The 14,231-nt window shown below is 34.5% G+C and carries 11 protein-coding genes, 2 pseudogenes and 1 other annotated feature; of the genes and pseudogenes, 8 read left to right on the top strand and 5 right to left on the bottom strand.

The window, feature by feature from the left end:
* The first annotated feature begins 90 nt into the window (after positions 1-90).
* The 4 genes and pseudogenes from EG365_RS11870 to EG365_RS11855 all read left to right on the top strand — a co-directional run.
* Entirely contained in the window at positions 91-318 is a 228-nt protein-coding gene (locus tag EG365_RS11870) for a DNA-binding protein (protein WP_000986488.1), read from the top strand.
* 207 nt (positions 319-525) lie between these two features.
* Entirely contained in the window at positions 526-1,227 is a 702-nt protein-coding gene (locus EG365_RS11865) for a TnsA endonuclease N-terminal domain-containing protein (RefSeq protein ID WP_001020416.1), read from the top strand.
* Between the two features lies 1 nt (position 1,228).
* Positions 1,229-3,115 (top strand): Mu transposase C-terminal domain-containing protein, encoded by a 1,887-nt coding sequence (locus EG365_RS11860; RefSeq protein WP_000154902.1) that lies wholly within the window; start codon positions 1,229-1,231, stop codon positions 3,113-3,115.
* A pseudogene (locus EG365_RS11855) lies at positions 3,108-3,482 on the top strand (TniB family NTP-binding protein); the annotation flags it as partial. The gene EG365_RS11860 and the pseudogene EG365_RS11855, both read left to right, overlap by 8 nt.
* Before the next feature lie 38 nt (positions 3,483-3,520).
* Here the strand turns inward: EG365_RS11855 and EG365_RS11850 are convergent.
* Positions 3,521-4,740, bottom strand: a protein-coding gene (locus EG365_RS11850; protein WP_087486619.1) for an IS3-like element ISAba19 family transposase whose coding sequence is annotated in 2 segments (ribosomal slippage) — positions 3,521-4,464 and positions 4,464-4,740 — 1,221 coding nt in all. Because the reading frame shifts where the segments join, the coding sequence is not laid out codon by codon here.
* Positions 4,349-4,465 (bottom strand) — a sequence feature (AL1L pseudoknot). It overlaps the preceding gene by 117 nt.
* Positions 4,741-4,791: 51 nt before the next feature.
* Here EG365_RS11850 and EG365_RS11845 point away from each other — a divergent pair.
* Both EG365_RS11845 and EG365_RS11840 read left to right on the top strand, forming a co-directional pair.
* A pseudogene (locus EG365_RS11845) lies at positions 4,792-5,370 on the top strand (TniB family NTP-binding protein); the annotation flags it as partial.
* On the top strand, positions 5,370-7,376 hold the full coding sequence (locus EG365_RS11840; protein ID WP_001156616.1) for a helix-turn-helix domain-containing protein: 2,007 nt from the start codon (positions 5,370-5,372) through the stop codon (positions 7,374-7,376). The pseudogene EG365_RS11845 and the gene EG365_RS11840, both read left to right, overlap by 1 nt.
* 74 nt (positions 7,377-7,450) lie before the next feature.
* Here EG365_RS11840 and EG365_RS11835 read toward each other — a convergent pair whose 3' ends face one another.
* Positions 7,451-7,630, bottom strand: a complete 180-nt coding sequence (locus tag EG365_RS11835) for a hypothetical protein (protein ID WP_001090935.1) — start codon at positions 7,628-7,630, stop codon at positions 7,451-7,453.
* Positions 7,631-7,953: 323 nt separating this feature from the next.
* Here EG365_RS11835 and EG365_RS11830 point away from each other — a divergent pair, with 323 nt between their 5' ends.
* On the top strand, positions 7,954-8,466 hold the full coding sequence (locus EG365_RS11830; protein WP_001165350.1) for a hypothetical protein: 513 nt from the start codon (positions 7,954-7,956) through the stop codon (positions 8,464-8,466).
* On the opposite strand, the gene EG365_RS11825 is transcribed toward EG365_RS11830, so the two are convergent.
* Together EG365_RS11825 and EG365_RS11820 are read right to left on the bottom strand one after the other, a co-directional pair.
* On the bottom strand, positions 8,463-9,467 hold the full coding sequence (locus tag EG365_RS11825) for a hypothetical protein (protein ID WP_000820340.1): 1,005 nt from the start codon (positions 9,465-9,467) through the stop codon (positions 8,463-8,465). The two genes, EG365_RS11830 and EG365_RS11825, sit on opposite strands and share 4 nt — an antisense overlap.
* Before the next feature lie 655 nt (positions 9,468-10,122).
* A complete protein-coding gene (locus EG365_RS11820) occupies positions 10,123-10,467 on the bottom strand; it encodes a hypothetical protein (RefSeq protein WP_000999624.1) in 345 nt (114 codons plus the stop codon).
* 304 nt (positions 10,468-10,771) lie between these two features.
* On the opposite strand from EG365_RS11820, the gene EG365_RS11815 reads away from it, so the two are divergent.
* Positions 10,772-13,183, top strand: a complete 2,412-nt coding sequence (locus tag EG365_RS11815) for a membrane-bound PQQ-dependent dehydrogenase, glucose/quinate/shikimate family (RefSeq protein ID WP_000102827.1) — start codon at positions 10,772-10,774, stop codon at positions 13,181-13,183.
* A gap of 184 nt (positions 13,184-13,367) precedes the next feature.
* Here EG365_RS11815 and EG365_RS11810 read toward each other — a convergent pair whose 3' ends face one another.
* Positions 13,368-14,213 carry a hypothetical protein gene (locus tag EG365_RS11810; RefSeq protein WP_000830090.1) on the bottom strand — a complete coding sequence of 282 codons (846 nt, stop codon included), beginning with the start codon at positions 14,211-14,213 and terminating at the stop codon, positions 13,368-13,370.
* Positions 14,214-14,231: the final 18 nt, after the last annotated feature.

Here is a 14,231-nt window from a genome sequence, read left to right as displayed (position 1 = left end):
AAAAATAATAATTTTCTATAAATTAATACTTGAGTTTTATCTTTTCTCCTTATATTTTTAAATTATTAATGGTTATTAAGTAATCTTTCCATGATGAGAACATCTCAAGAAGTAAGAAGTGAACTTCAGAAACGAGGTCTATCTATTGCGGACTGGGCTCGTCAGAATGGATTCACTCCAGAATTAGTCCATCAAGTTTTAAATTCAAACAAAATCCCTGTCCGTGGTAAAAGCCACCAGATTGCAGTCAAACTTGGTTTAAAAGATGGAATTATAGAACCTGATTTTACTTTCGAAAAAATGAAGGAGACGCAGTGACCAGAATTTAATAAAGCACAAATAAAAACGGACCCCGTAGGGTCCTTGGCTCTACACCTAGATATAGAGACCTAGCAATCCAAGTATCTTCCGTGTAGAGCCATTCGTCAAGAGTTGCACTGGCATTTTGTTTTTACAGAACGAATTTTATCGTCCTTAAAAAACAAAAAAGTGCACATCGAATGAAGCATATATGGAAGATATATCATGAATATTTTTACAACTGATGCATGGGACAATTTCCCAGACTCATTACATCCGCAGATTGTTGATGCATTCAATAAAAAACCTGATCTTGATGGCGTCCTGCATGGTCAACGACATATTAGTCAAGGCAGTGTAGGAAAAAGAACAGGACTATTTTCTAGTTATAAGAATAACGGAATGATTCCTTATGAAAGCCAACTAGAATTAGCCCATGCAATACAACTTGAGCGAAATCCGTCTGTTAAATACTATCGCACCCAAGCCTTAAAAATTCCAATAAGCCACAATCAGTTTCTTTATCCAGACTTTCTCATCAAATATACAAATGAAGAAATTGCTTTCCATGAAGTTAAACATTCAAAAAGATTTCTAGATCAGAAAGATATCGAACGTTATCAACGTTTGAAAATTCTCTTAGCTCCAAGCGGTATTACTTTTGACATTGTCGATCGTCATGATTTGTATTCTGACGCGGAAGCAAAAGTATTGCTGCATTACAATCGGCGAAGTCATGCAAGAAACTGGTCTAGTTTTGAAATTCAATTTGCTCTATCTCTGCTGACACGTAGTACATCACTAGTTAAAAACCAATTAATGAGTATATTAAAAAACAATGGTTTGCCCTTGGAGTTGGGGGAATTTCTCATCTTTCATAAATATATAAAGCTTAATACGCCAAATAATAAACAAGGAGGAATCTAAGATGACTATTCCTGATTTTATTCCTCAAGTGGGTCTACGTTTTTCTTTTAAAGATACAAATTTTGAAGTGACCTATGTACACAACAATGTAGTTCGTTTTTCCGCAGTGGATGGTGGAAAAACAAGCAACATCCCGATTAATAGCTTCTCTGAAAGATATAAAACTGGAGAGATTCAATGTACCTCTTCCCCCCATAAGCTATTACTCAATGGTCAATTACTTGATAAAACTAGACGAGCTGAAAATTATATAAAAGTTATTATTACCACGTTAGATGACTACTTTTCTCATAAAAAAATTGGAGCTGTAATTCCTGAAATTGCTAAAAAGATAGATGATCCGTTCCCTCCTAGCACCTCAACAGTGATCCGTTGGATTCGTAGATATATAGAAAATGACTATAATTTGCTAAATATTTATAAGGTAAAAATCGGCAATAGATTCTTCAGATTTTCACCAGAGATGGAACAAATTATATCCAACACAATAGAGCAAATTATTAAAGATAAAAACATAGCTCTGACCCATAAAAATATTCAGATATATATCTATCAGAAAATGTTGGAACACGATATTCAAGAAAACCCACCATCAAGACGAACTATTCAACGTAGGCTTAAACAATATGATCCGTATAAACTTATTAAAGCAACTGAAGGAACAAGAATAGCAAATCAAACACTTAAAGCAGCAGGACGAAAGATGAAAAGTCCATTCATTTTAGCAATTGTAGAAATAGATACCCATATTCTAGACATTATCATTATTGATTCAACAACCAATCTCCCCCTTGGCCGTCCTTACCTAAGCTGTGCGATTGATGTACACACCCGAGCTATTGTTGGTTATTACATCAGTATGCTTCCTCCTAGCGCAACAACCACCTTAGCTTTATTAAAGAATATGCTTCTACGACCATCTCAGAATTTACCTGGAGGTATTCCCTCCTTAATTGTTCCAGATAATGGAGTCGAGTTTAAAAATACGGCACTAAGCCATATCTGCAATCATTTGAAAATCACAATACAGCCTGCACAAAATAGGAACCCAGATAATAAACCACATATTGAACGTTTTTTCGGTACGCTTACATTTGGACTAATTCAACAATTACAAGGTACAACATTTTCTAATCCCGAAGCTCGCGGCGACTATGACTCAAGAAAACATGCAAGTGTTACCCTAGAAAATTTGAAATCATATGTTGATGAATGGATTCATAATATATATCACTGCTCAATCCACTCAATGACGGGACGAGCACCAATGCTATTTTGGGAAGATGCTTCTCAAAGTTGTCCACCATTAACCATATCAACTGATGAAGTAGATATTATTGCCCGTCGCCCAATCAGTAGAAAAATTCATAAAGGACAAGTCAAATTTGAATATTTGACCTACTTTTCGCATGCGTTAGCAACCCTTGAAGCAAATGGCTTAACTGACGTTATTGTTATGATTGATGAGCTCAATTTAGAGCACGTATATATCAAACACTCATCAATTGATGAAGTAATACGAGCGGACTCAACAGAGCCTGATTACACCAAGAATCTCTCTCTGCAAGAACATCTTGAAATTCGCAAGGAACTTAAACTGGTATCTCAAGCAGATAAGCAAAGATTAGGAAAACATCGCGTATGGTACGCTCGATGGAAGTTATACGAACGCATTCAAAAAGATGCTTGTTCTAAAAACAAGAAGTTAAAGCAGTTAAAACTAGAGCTTCCTCAAACACTTAAGAACCTCTTAGACCAAGATATCCATACAGTGTCCCAACCAATAGACCCGTCAGCTTCAACATTTATCTCCTCTTCTGAAATGGATCTTCTAAATCAATCAAACCTTGATGATGATTTTGGAACATTGGAGTTTGATGATGAATAAGTTAGATGCACTTGAGTTGAGTAAGAAGCTTAACAACATGGTTATTACTTCCTCAGAGTTTACCAAAGCTTATGACGGCATTACATCTTGTTCAGCACAGACGAAAGCTTATCAGAAACCTATTGGCAGCTTACTTATTGCAGAGGGTGGTCTTGGCAAAATGACACTTTCACAATCAATCCTGAAAAAGAATCCTTGTTATGAAAAACAAGAAGATGGCTACACAAAAAGAGTAGTCCCTGTGTTCTATATACAAATCCCATCGCCAGCAACAGTTAAATCTGTTGCTGGCATGATGCTAAAAGCCTTGAATGATCCAGCACCTCTTTCTGGAACAACAGCACAGATGACAGAACGTTTGTGCTATGAACCGTACCGGGTTTGTCGGAGACTTTTTTATTTAAGTTAAGCCACCTGACCTAACGGGTTAATCTTATCATAGTACATTGCTTCAAACTCAAAAGGCGATACATAACCCAGTGCACTGTGTACACGCTTTTTATTGAACCAATCTACCCAGTTTAGTGTCGCAAGTTGTACATCTGCTAAACCTTGCCAATCTGCTTTTAAATATTCAATCACCTCTGTTTTGTATAAGCCATTCACCGTTTCAGCCAGAGCATTATCGTATGAATCACCCGTTGTACCGACTGATGCTCGTAAATTTGCTGCTTCTAAACGATTGGTATAGCGAATGGAAAGATATTGCACACCTCTGTCGGAATGATGAATCACATTCTTTGGCATGCCTCGATCATGCAATGCTTGCTCTAATGCATCAAGCACCATATCTGTATTCATCCGTGTAGATACTTTCCATCCAACAATTGCTCGTGAGAACACATCAATAACAAATGCGGTATATACCCAGCCTGAATGAGTTTGAATATACGTAAAGTCACCCACCCATAGTTGGTTTGGATGATCAGCATTAAAATTACGTTTCACTAAATCATCTGCCCGTTTTTGGTCATCTCGGTTACGGGTGGTTTGTTTATTCTTACCACGCCAAACACCTTGTATACCTAGCTTTTGCATCAATCGAGCAACTGTACAACGTGCAATAACATAACCCTCACGTTTCAATTTTTGCCAAACTTTACGTACACCATATCGACCTGAACTTTCTTTCCAAATTCGTTTAATTTGTTCAGCATGATACTCATCATGTAGATCTCGTTTCGCTCGATGTTCTGGATTGTCAGTGAGATCTAAAGTTCGGTAATAGGTTGAAGGTGCAATCGGTAAAATTCTACAAATCGCTTCAACACCATATCGATCTTTATTGTTATGGATAAAATCCACCATTATTTGTGTGGGCGGTCGAGCTCCGCCTGGGCGAAAAAAGCGGCTGCTTTGCGTAGAATTTCATTGGCACGTTTTAATTCTTTAATTTCACGTTCCATTTGCTTCATTTTTTCTTGGTCAGATATCTGTTGTACTTTGGCAGGATTTAGTTGATCCAGATGCTTTAAATACCAAACACGCAATGTTTCAGGAGTACAACCGATTTTAGGAGCAATAGCTGTGATTGCTGCCCAAGTAGAAGGATAATCTTTTTCAGATTCAATTAGTAATTGAACCGCTCTTTCTCTAATTTCGGGGGTATAGTTTGGTTTTGTCATCGGGATAGTCTCTCAGAATATTGACTCTCCGACAAACCCGGTACGGTTCACTATCTCTTAAAGCTCTGTGAAACGGAACTGATCCTGATGGATGAATTCCATCATTTATTTGATATGCAAAAGGTATCAAGGAAGATGAATATTGATGTCTGTAATTGGATCAAAACAGTGACAGACTCAACCAATATAAGTTCCTGCTTAATTGGATTGCCTGAATTTGCACCTTTATTGCAAATAGATAGCCAGCTTGCGCGACGCTTTCCACTGACATTTAAGTTATCTCGGTTAAATATCGGTTCAACTCAATCACCAGGAACCCTTTACGGGTTCCTATCACAAGTAGAACAAAATATTGAAAAAAGACTCACATTAAAATTTTTACCGCGATTAATTGATCCATTATTCGTTCTACAGATTTACGCTTCAACCAAAGGATACCATCACTACATTATTTCACTGATCAGAGAAGCAATGTTATTCGCCCTTCTTGCAGACAGTGACGTTATTACTCAACAGCATTTTTCTTTGGCGTGGGATAAAGGCATTACCTCATATACCAATATGACCACACAGAATCCTTTTCATATGGACACGTCAAAACTAGTACAACGAATGAAGGGTGATCACTGATGCAAGAGAAGCCTTTAATACCAGCAATCCCAACACCATTTCCTGATGAAACCGCTGGAAGTTTTCTCATCCGTCTCATCAAGCTGAATGGGCATATCCATAGCTCAACTTTTTATCGATCTAGAATAGATCTCAAATACAAAGAGACACTGAGCTCAATAACCACACATGATTATCTCTTCCTTAACATACTCAAGAAATTTCAGCTTCCTGATTATTTAAAAGAGTTATCGCTCAAAAGGCATTGTTCTACCTTACGTGGGAATGTAATCTGGAAAAATAAACTAGTAATATCAAATTATTTTTTTTCAAACGATGTCGAACGATTTTGTCCACTTTGCTTAAAAGAAATACCCTATTGGAGAAAAGTTTGGCTAGTTAAACCATACTATGCATGTTTGAAGCACCAAATTCGCTTACACACGACTTGCCCTAGATGCCAATCAACGCTCAGTAGTTTGCGTTCCGAAATCTATATTTGCTCAAAGTGCCTAGGTGATATAAGGAATTGCGAAATTGAGGCAGTATCAGATGAACAAATTAAACATATCCGATGGTTTTTAGAATTTATAGAAACTGAAGAACAAGAAAAATTCAATTTATTAAAAATCTTCTGGTCCACACTTAAAAAATTTTCAGCACATGATCCAGTCCCACCTTCAATAGAACTATTGCTTGAAATAACCTATTTATTCTTTATGGATTGTGATTCCTCTATAGAAAGGATGGTTGACTGGATATCTCAAAGGTCTCATCAAGTCCATCCAAGAATTCAGCTAGTTCCATTCCTTATTGTAGATACCAGGTATTTTGGACAATATACTAAAAAGATTCTTGAGCAATTGCCTGTATCCACTGAATTGGCCCCAGAACATTTATTCCATTTATTAACTATTAAGGAAAGCTGCCAAATCTTAGATATATGCTACTCAACGATTCAAAGGTGGATAGAAAACAATAAGTTACAGTATGTAGTCTCAAAGGATATTCCTAAAAACCGTAAATTCCTTTCGAGCCGCGATATAGAGTATTTCCTTGTTCAGAAGGCACTTCACCCTTCTCCCAAAAAACTGAAACATCCACCAAGAAAAGATGGGCAAAGGCTCACTATTACTAATGTGGCTGCTAAACTGAATGTTCATTATGAAAACATTCGTTACTTGATTAGGACTCGCTATTTAAAAGCAGAAAAACTGTTGGTCAGGTTTAGATGTGCTTATTTTATTAATTCTAAAGACTTAGAGGAATTCAATGAAAAATACATCTTGGTTGGCAGCTTAGCAAAAAAGCTAAAAGTTATCCCTCAAAATCTTACTGAAAAGCTCGCCAGTATTGATATTCATCCAATTAGTGGACCACATATCGATGGAGAATTTAACAACATATTTTTGCAAGAATCCGTAAGACATTTAACTAAAAAAGATATTGAAAAAATAATTAACTATCCAACTCTTACAGGTCGTTATCCTAGCTTTGAGGAGCAACTTCCTAAACCGCCACCAACTTACCTTTCTTTAAATGAAGCAGCAAAGAAACTCCATATCAGTCCAAATAAAACTGCCAGATTAGTCGAAAAAGGCGTCCTTGAAAAAGATACATCACATAATTTAAGTATTTCAATCAGTATTCAATCTTTAAACATGCTAATCGCAAACCTGCATAATCCTAAATTCATATCTGTAAAACAGGCACTTATACAACTAAATTGTTCTGCAAACTGGTTTCATGAGTATTGGGTTGAAACAGGTTTTATTCATATTCATGATTTTCTATACTGGCATTTTGTTGAAAGAAATGAGCTTAATAAAGTACTAAGGTTAAAGAAAAGTTATCTTACGGGCACCGAAGCAAGCACTCTTCTTGGCATGCACAAATCTCATGTGACAAACTTAGAGTCCCAAGGTTTAATTGAACCTGTTTATTTCGGAACACCAAAAATAATTAAGTTATTTAAACGAGAAGATGTCATAAAATTAAAGGAGTTAGGATATGGGGCAATCAAATAAATTCTAAATAGTTCGCTTTATATCTTTGATATCATTACTCATTTAGATTATTAAAATTGCTCTCATCGCAATAATTAGAGCTGATTACGTTCCTCACGACGTTTTTTGAGACGTGCAACCACTTGATCTTGTGGAATTCCAAGTCGTTGATCTGCTTGTGATGCCTCAACTTTGTCTTTAAACCATGCATTGTATTGGGCTTCATGGTCGGAGCTATCAAACTCAAACTCTATAGGATCAAATTCAGTGTTCATGTGCGTCCCAATCAATATATGATCCAAATTTTAACAGGGTTTATCCTTTTTAATAAGAGAGTACATTATTTATCTAAATATAAAAAACCTTAGGCACTTGAATAATCTAAAGAATTAAATCAACCCCATGCCAACATAGTGAAAAATAAAGAAATAATTATAGAAGATAAATATTCAAAATTCATTTTGATAAAAATCATCACTAAAATTAGTACATCATTAAAGAATAAGAATTAGCTTACAATTAGAATCACAAAATAAACCTTTATAAGATAAAGAAATACAATCACCATAATACTAATCACAAACAAAGGAAATAAAAAATGCAAATTGAAATATTAAAAAATCTACCAAATATTCTATTTACAACTTACTCACCTATATGGCTTGTAGTTTGGTTCACAAGCATTTATCAGATTATAAATATCACAATAAAAATTGATGATTTAATATCAAAAAAATTAAATAATCGCCAATATATAAAAACCTCCTTAAATTCAATCCTAATTTTTTTTAAAAAATTATCTTCTGCTCTACAAAAATCTCTTCAACTACCAGATGATATTGAGCCTTGGTCAAAAAAGATACCTACTCCAGTAAAGAAATTTGGAATTTACATTGAAAGTTCCATATGGTTTATTGCATCATTAACCACAACAACATACTTTATTCTAATTGCTTTATTAACTATTTTAACTAAAAAATTGCTAACTATTCCTGATTTTCTTACAATTTTTGGTATTTCAGCCATACTTGTCGTATGTTCAAGATTCTTATATGTGGAAGGTCGAAGATGTTTATTAAAAGCAAAAAATTATAATAAAATTAATATCTAAACAAAGAAATCCTTAAAAACCTCTTCATCTAAATCTTTACTTTCATAAAATCTTTCCATCTGAAGTCCATTTTCATTTAATTGCCAAGAAAAGTAATGGCTTTTCTTGGCAGCTAAATTAGGTGTACCCAAATTATTATATTCTGTACTTTCTTTCATTTCCAACTTAAAATACAACGCGTTTATTCCTTCTTTCTGGAAATCCCTAAAGTAATTAACAAACTTACTCCAAGAAGTATCCATATCACCTTTTTGAATTGAAGATTTAAAATAATAAATTAGGCAATATTCAATAACAAATATTTCCAATTCCTTTGGAATATGATCAAGTACGGAGTTTGTTGAAAATATTCCAATACTATTATGTGGAGGAGAAATAACTGATACTTTAAAAATTAAAACGTTCAGAAAAATATCTCTCTTTTCTTTTAAATGCAACAAGTAGTAAAGCATATCGGAATAACCACGATGCTCTCTAGTCATTGTACGACTTACGGGGTCTTTTGTTTTTCCTATATAATGCACTTCACTTTCAAGACCTAATTCAACATTATATTCATATAAAAAAACATGAATTGGCCATGTTATTTTAACATCTTCATCGAACTTAAAAGTTATAAATTTTTCGTTAATAATTATTTTCTTGAAATCTCGCCAATAATCATGATCAATATTAACTTTTCTTTTTTCTGAACAATTGATAATTAAATTTAAGAATATTTCACCAATATTCTTGCCAATTTTAATTTTCCGTGAGAGATCAAACCTAACTTTAGGTCTAGATGTGAAAAAGTAAATAAACTCTTTTTCATTACAATCTTTTGAGGCTTCAACTTGGTCATTTAATATTTCCTTATAAAACTCTTTATACTCTTCACACTCATCCATTATCAAGTCATACCAAATAGGTGTCGAATACTCTATTGATAAAACCCACTTCTTTGAATTCTCTTTAAAAAAAATGCTGTCCTTAATCTTATTATTAAAATAACCTCTTTTCATCTTCTCTCTTTACTATCCTTGTTATGCAATTTAAAAAATCATTTAAAAGCATCCTATCCAATTTATCATAAGAATCAATACCTAATACTATATTAAGCGTCAAAATATGTCGCTTATCAAAATGTCATCTTATGTGTCGTTTTACTCGTAAAATGTTAGCTTATTTGTCTTATTTTCATGAAACTATTTGTCGGTTAACTATCTAACTTTTTGTTTTATAAAAATACTAATGTCAACATATGTGTCGCGTGACGACGACATATCTAACAACATTACGCGACACATGTAATGCCACTGAAATAAAAAATCCGAGCTAAGGTTGGATTTTTATTGCTCAGAACATCGTCTTTATTAGTCAAAGAGGCTCCCACTCAAATTGACCCATGAGCTTTAATTTATTATAGTAGCCTCCAATAGGTGTTCCTCTACCTTTAAATGTGGATGGAAAAATGGGTGTCCCACTACCCTTAAATGCGGATTGAAAATAGGCACAACAAAACACATCTGATGCCGCTAAAATAAGAAATCCGACATTAAGTCGGATTTTTTATTTCATTACTATTCAAACAATTACTAATAGTATTTTAATAGTCTGAAATATAACTTAGTTAAATCAATAATCCTCAACTTTAGTACCTTTCAGTATTTTTATTAATTAATAAAAATGCGAGTTTAACTCATGACAAAAAATGAATTCTACATATTGGTCGATATTGAGAATATCGGGACCTATACCAGGTGAATTTAGCTTATTATCCATTGGAGCATGTATCGTATCTAATCCGGCAATATCAATATATCGTGAGTTAAAACCTATTAGCTCAAAACATGACTTAGAGGCAATTGCTGTAACAGGTCTCAACTTAGAAAAACTTGAAGTAGATGATTTAGATCTCCTAATGGCTATAGTAAATTTAAAAAAATGGATAAAATCATCATGCCCTCCAGGCCAAGAACCAATTTTTATAAGACTTAATTCCCTATTTAATTGGTCATTCATCAATTACTGTTTTCATAAATCTTTAATGCAATTAAATTATAAAACCAGTTAAATTCTTAAAATAATAAAAGTAAATCAATAATATATTAGCTATATTATATTAATATTTCTCATATTTATTTCCTCTCATTTGGCTAAAATGTTAGCATTTAATATACATACTAACTTCCTCTGTAAATGAAAATCTCATCTAAATTTTCATTTCATCAAATGTCCGAGTTACATCCATATGAAATATTCATCTGAAGCTTAATTATATTCATTATCAATATAATTAAGCAGTGATGATATTAAGAGACAATATATGAGTACCGAATACACTGCACCTTCTGAAAGGGCAGGATCAAAAGTTTATCGCTTTTTCGTAATACTTCTACATGTGTTAATCGCATTATTCTTAATTATCCAAGGTGGAAAACTTGTTAGCTTAGGTGGCTCAAGTTATTACCTTATCGCTGGTATTGCCTATCTACTGATTGCTATTTTATATACATTCAGAAAAGTAGCCAGCTTATGGTTATCCATTTTAACTTTCATCGCAACAGTTATATGGGCTGTTTCCGAAGTTCAAGTCTTTGACTTCTGGCAATATATTCCCCGTCTAGTTGTTCCAACGGTTTTATTTGTACTAAGCTTATGGGCAAGCCGTAGTTTAATAACGCTTTCAACAGAAAAAGTGACTTTTGCTAATCGTGTTGGTTTAGTTGGCTTTATTGCTTGTGTTATAGCTTTAATCTCAGCTTTTTTTCCCCATGGAAAAACTCTAAATCAAGTTAATATTGCTCAAGATCGTAATTTAACTAAACCTACAGCAGAAAATCCTGATAATTGGGAATATTTTGGTCGTAGTGGTAGTGGTACCCGCTTTGCCCCTTATACTGACATTACTCCTGATAACGTTAAAAACTTACAGATTGCATGGACTTACCATACTGGCCGACCAAAAAATATTGGAGTCGATGAAAATACTCCAATTCAAATTGGTAGCACACTGTACTCATGTACTCCAACTAATATTATTACTGCGCTTGATGGTGATAGCGGTAAAGCACTTTGGAAATATGATCCAAAAGCAAAAACAGCTGAACACATTACCTGTCGTGGTGTTGGTTACTATGATGCGACTCAGGATAAAACGCTTTCAAAAGCAGATTTACAAACTCCTAGTATTCAAGCCTGCCCACAACGAATTTTAACATCTACTGTTGACGGTCGTTTAATTGCATTGAATGCAAAAACTGGTGCTTTATGTCCTCAATTCGGGGTAAATGGCCAAGTTGACCTGTTAAATGACATGGGTCCTACTGAAAAAAGTAAACGTTACCATCCAACCTCTACCCCATTAATCGCAGGGCATGTTGCTATCTTAGGCGGTTGGGTTCGAGATATTACTCATGGTGAACCTTCTGGCGTCGTTCGTGCTTATGATGTACGTACTGGTAAACTAGCTTGGGCTTGGGATGTAGGTAATTCAGAATTATCTGGACAACCTAAAAACGGTTTTACTCTTGAAACCCCAAATATGTGGACTATTCCAACCTACGACAAAGATTTAAATCTAGTATATCTGCCTACTGGAAATGGTCCACCTGATTACTGGGGCGGTGATCGTAATGCAGCAAAAGAAAAATTTGGCTCAGCAGTAGTTGCTGTAGATGCAACGACTGGTAAGACTAAATGGTCATATCAAATTGTTCATCACGACGTCTGGGACTATGATTTACCTTCTCAACCTGTTCTTTACAATGTCACCAATGATAAGGGAGAACAAATTCCTGCCCTTATTCAAACAACTAAAATGGGACAAATTTTTGTATTAGATCGACGTACAGGCCAACCTATTACTAAAGTTATTGAAAAGCCTGTACCGACTACAGGTCATGCAGAAGGAGAAAAATTATCCCCAACTCAGCCATATTCTGTGGGTATGCCACAAATTGGTAATGACACTTTACGTGAAAAAGATATGTGGGGTATTTCAACTTTTGATCAACTCAATTGCCGTATTCAGTTTAAAGATTCGGCCTATCAAGGGCTATATACACCACCTAGTGAGAAACCATATATTGAATGGCCAAGTTTATTAGGCGGAATGAATTGGGGTGGTATTTCAATTGATGAATCAACAGGTTTAATGTTCGTCAATGATATGCGTATGCCTTTGCGGATGTCTTTAGTTCGTAAAGAAGATATGGGGAAATACAAAATATCTACCGATGAAGTTCCTGGATTTATGGGAACAGTACGCCCACAATTTGCAGGTCCGTACGCTGGAGTAAAAATTGACATTATGCAATCAGCATTAGGCGTACCTTGTAATCGACCACCTTTCGGTACAATGTCTGCGATTGATTTAAAAACCAAAAAGCTGGTATGGCAAGTACCATTGGGAACAGCTGAACAGCTTGGTCCATTAGGTATTAAATCACATCTCCCAATGCCATTAGGCATGCCAACACTAGGTGGCCCAACTTCAACAGCTTCTGGCTTGGTATTTTTTGCAGGTACGCAAGATTATTATTTACGTGCTCTAGATTCCAAAACTGGTAAAGAAGTATGGAAAGCTAAATTACCCGTTGCAGCAGTTGCGGCGCCTCTAATTTACAAATCACCAAAAACAGGTAAGCAATATGTAGTTATTTCTGCAGGGGGTGCGAGCCACTCAAAAGATGTAGGTGACTATATTATTGCGTTTGCTCTTCCTGATCAGAAGTAACCGAAATTAGCCAAGGTAGACGTCTAAAATTTAGAAATTTAATTTTGGCTTAAGGGTAATTTGGTAACTTTTATCTTGTACAAAACAGTAAAAAGCTGGCTTGTTCCCAAGCCAGCTTTTTACTGTTTTGTACACCAGCATTGAAAGATTTATCTTATCATTCAACTCAACCTAAGTTTTTTATTTAATCTACCAATTTAAAACCAGCCGCTTCCTCTATATCTTTCAAATACTTATCAAAAGCCACTCTCAAATGTTTAGCCTTAAATATATTCTTACTCCAAAAGAAAACATTTAAAAGTAATCTATTACTTAAAAGCCACGCTCTTGCTGAAAATAAACTGGCATTATTAGATTTATCAAATTTAGCCCTAAAAGCATATGCCTTATAAGTTAGCAGAAATTCATCTTTCTCAGATTCTAAAAAATCTAAATTCCACCATTGTCCCCATCTATAAACATAACTTTTCTTTCCTTGAAGAAAACCTAAATTATCTACAGGATTAAATATAGATTTCGTATTATTTTTTAGATTTATATAAGTATTATCTTTATCAAAAACTTCTTTTAACTCAATCTTAAATTCATTATAAGGTTCATACAGCTGGCCATTTCTCCACTCCAAATTTCTAATAGGAATACTTGGTAAAGCTAAAACGCAAGGCTTACTCGTTAAGTCATGAATCTCTATCACAGATTGATATTTTAGATTACTTAAAGAAGCAGTAACGCAAAAAATAACTTTACTGTAATGTTGGTCATTATTTGCTTTCACCCATAGTGTGCAATTAGTCTGCTGCTTTCCTAGAAAAATTTGATTCCAATTTATACTATAATTTACAAATCCCCCCAAATCCTTACGCCACAATAGTTGTAGGTCTCTAGAGGTCCTATATGCAGTTGATACTTTATAGGCATCTAAAAACAAAAATTTAGTAATCCATTCTATTGGTTTTTTTAAAATCGGGCCAAAGATAGAAAGAATGATTTTTATAGCAAAATTAGTTGCAAAATTTATAGGTTCAGCCATTTTATAAACTACTCACTT

This window comes from Acinetobacter sp. FDAARGOS_494, from assembly GCF_003812225.1.
Lineage (GTDB): Bacteria > Pseudomonadota > Gammaproteobacteria > Pseudomonadales > Moraxellaceae > Acinetobacter > Acinetobacter baumannii.
Note: the sequence above shows the minus strand (reverse complement) of the source record. Positions and strands in the feature narration are given on the sequence as shown.

Coding starts and splice junctions, on each gene's coding strand:
- EG365_RS11870 (WP_000986488.1), top strand. CDS start 91: ATGATGAGAACATCTCAAGAAGTAAGAAGTGAACTTCAGAAACGAGGT.
- EG365_RS11865 (WP_001020416.1), top strand. CDS start 526: ATGAATATTTTTACAACTGATGCATGGGACAATTTCCCAGACTCATTA.
- EG365_RS11860 (WP_000154902.1), top strand. CDS start 1,229: ATGACTATTCCTGATTTTATTCCTCAAGTGGGTCTACGTTTTTCTTTT.
- EG365_RS11840 (WP_001156616.1), top strand. CDS start 5,370: ATGCAAGAGAAGCCTTTAATACCAGCAATCCCAACACCATTTCCTGAT.
- EG365_RS11835 (WP_001090935.1), bottom strand. CDS start 7,630: ATGAACACTGAATTTGATCCTATAGAGTTTGAGTTTGATAGCTCCGAC.
- EG365_RS11830 (WP_001165350.1), top strand. CDS start 7,954: ATGCAAATTGAAATATTAAAAAATCTACCAAATATTCTATTTACAACT.
- EG365_RS11825 (WP_000820340.1), bottom strand. CDS start 9,467: ATGAAAAGAGGTTATTTTAATAATAAGATTAAGGACAGCATTTTTTTT.
- EG365_RS11820 (WP_000999624.1), bottom strand. CDS start 10,467: ATGAATGACCAATTAAATAGGGAATTAAGTCTTATAAAAATTGGTTCT.
- EG365_RS11815 (WP_000102827.1), top strand. CDS start 10,772: ATGAGTACCGAATACACTGCACCTTCTGAAAGGGCAGGATCAAAAGTT.
- EG365_RS11810 (WP_000830090.1), bottom strand. CDS start 14,213: ATGGCTGAACCTATAAATTTTGCAACTAATTTTGCTATAAAAATCATT.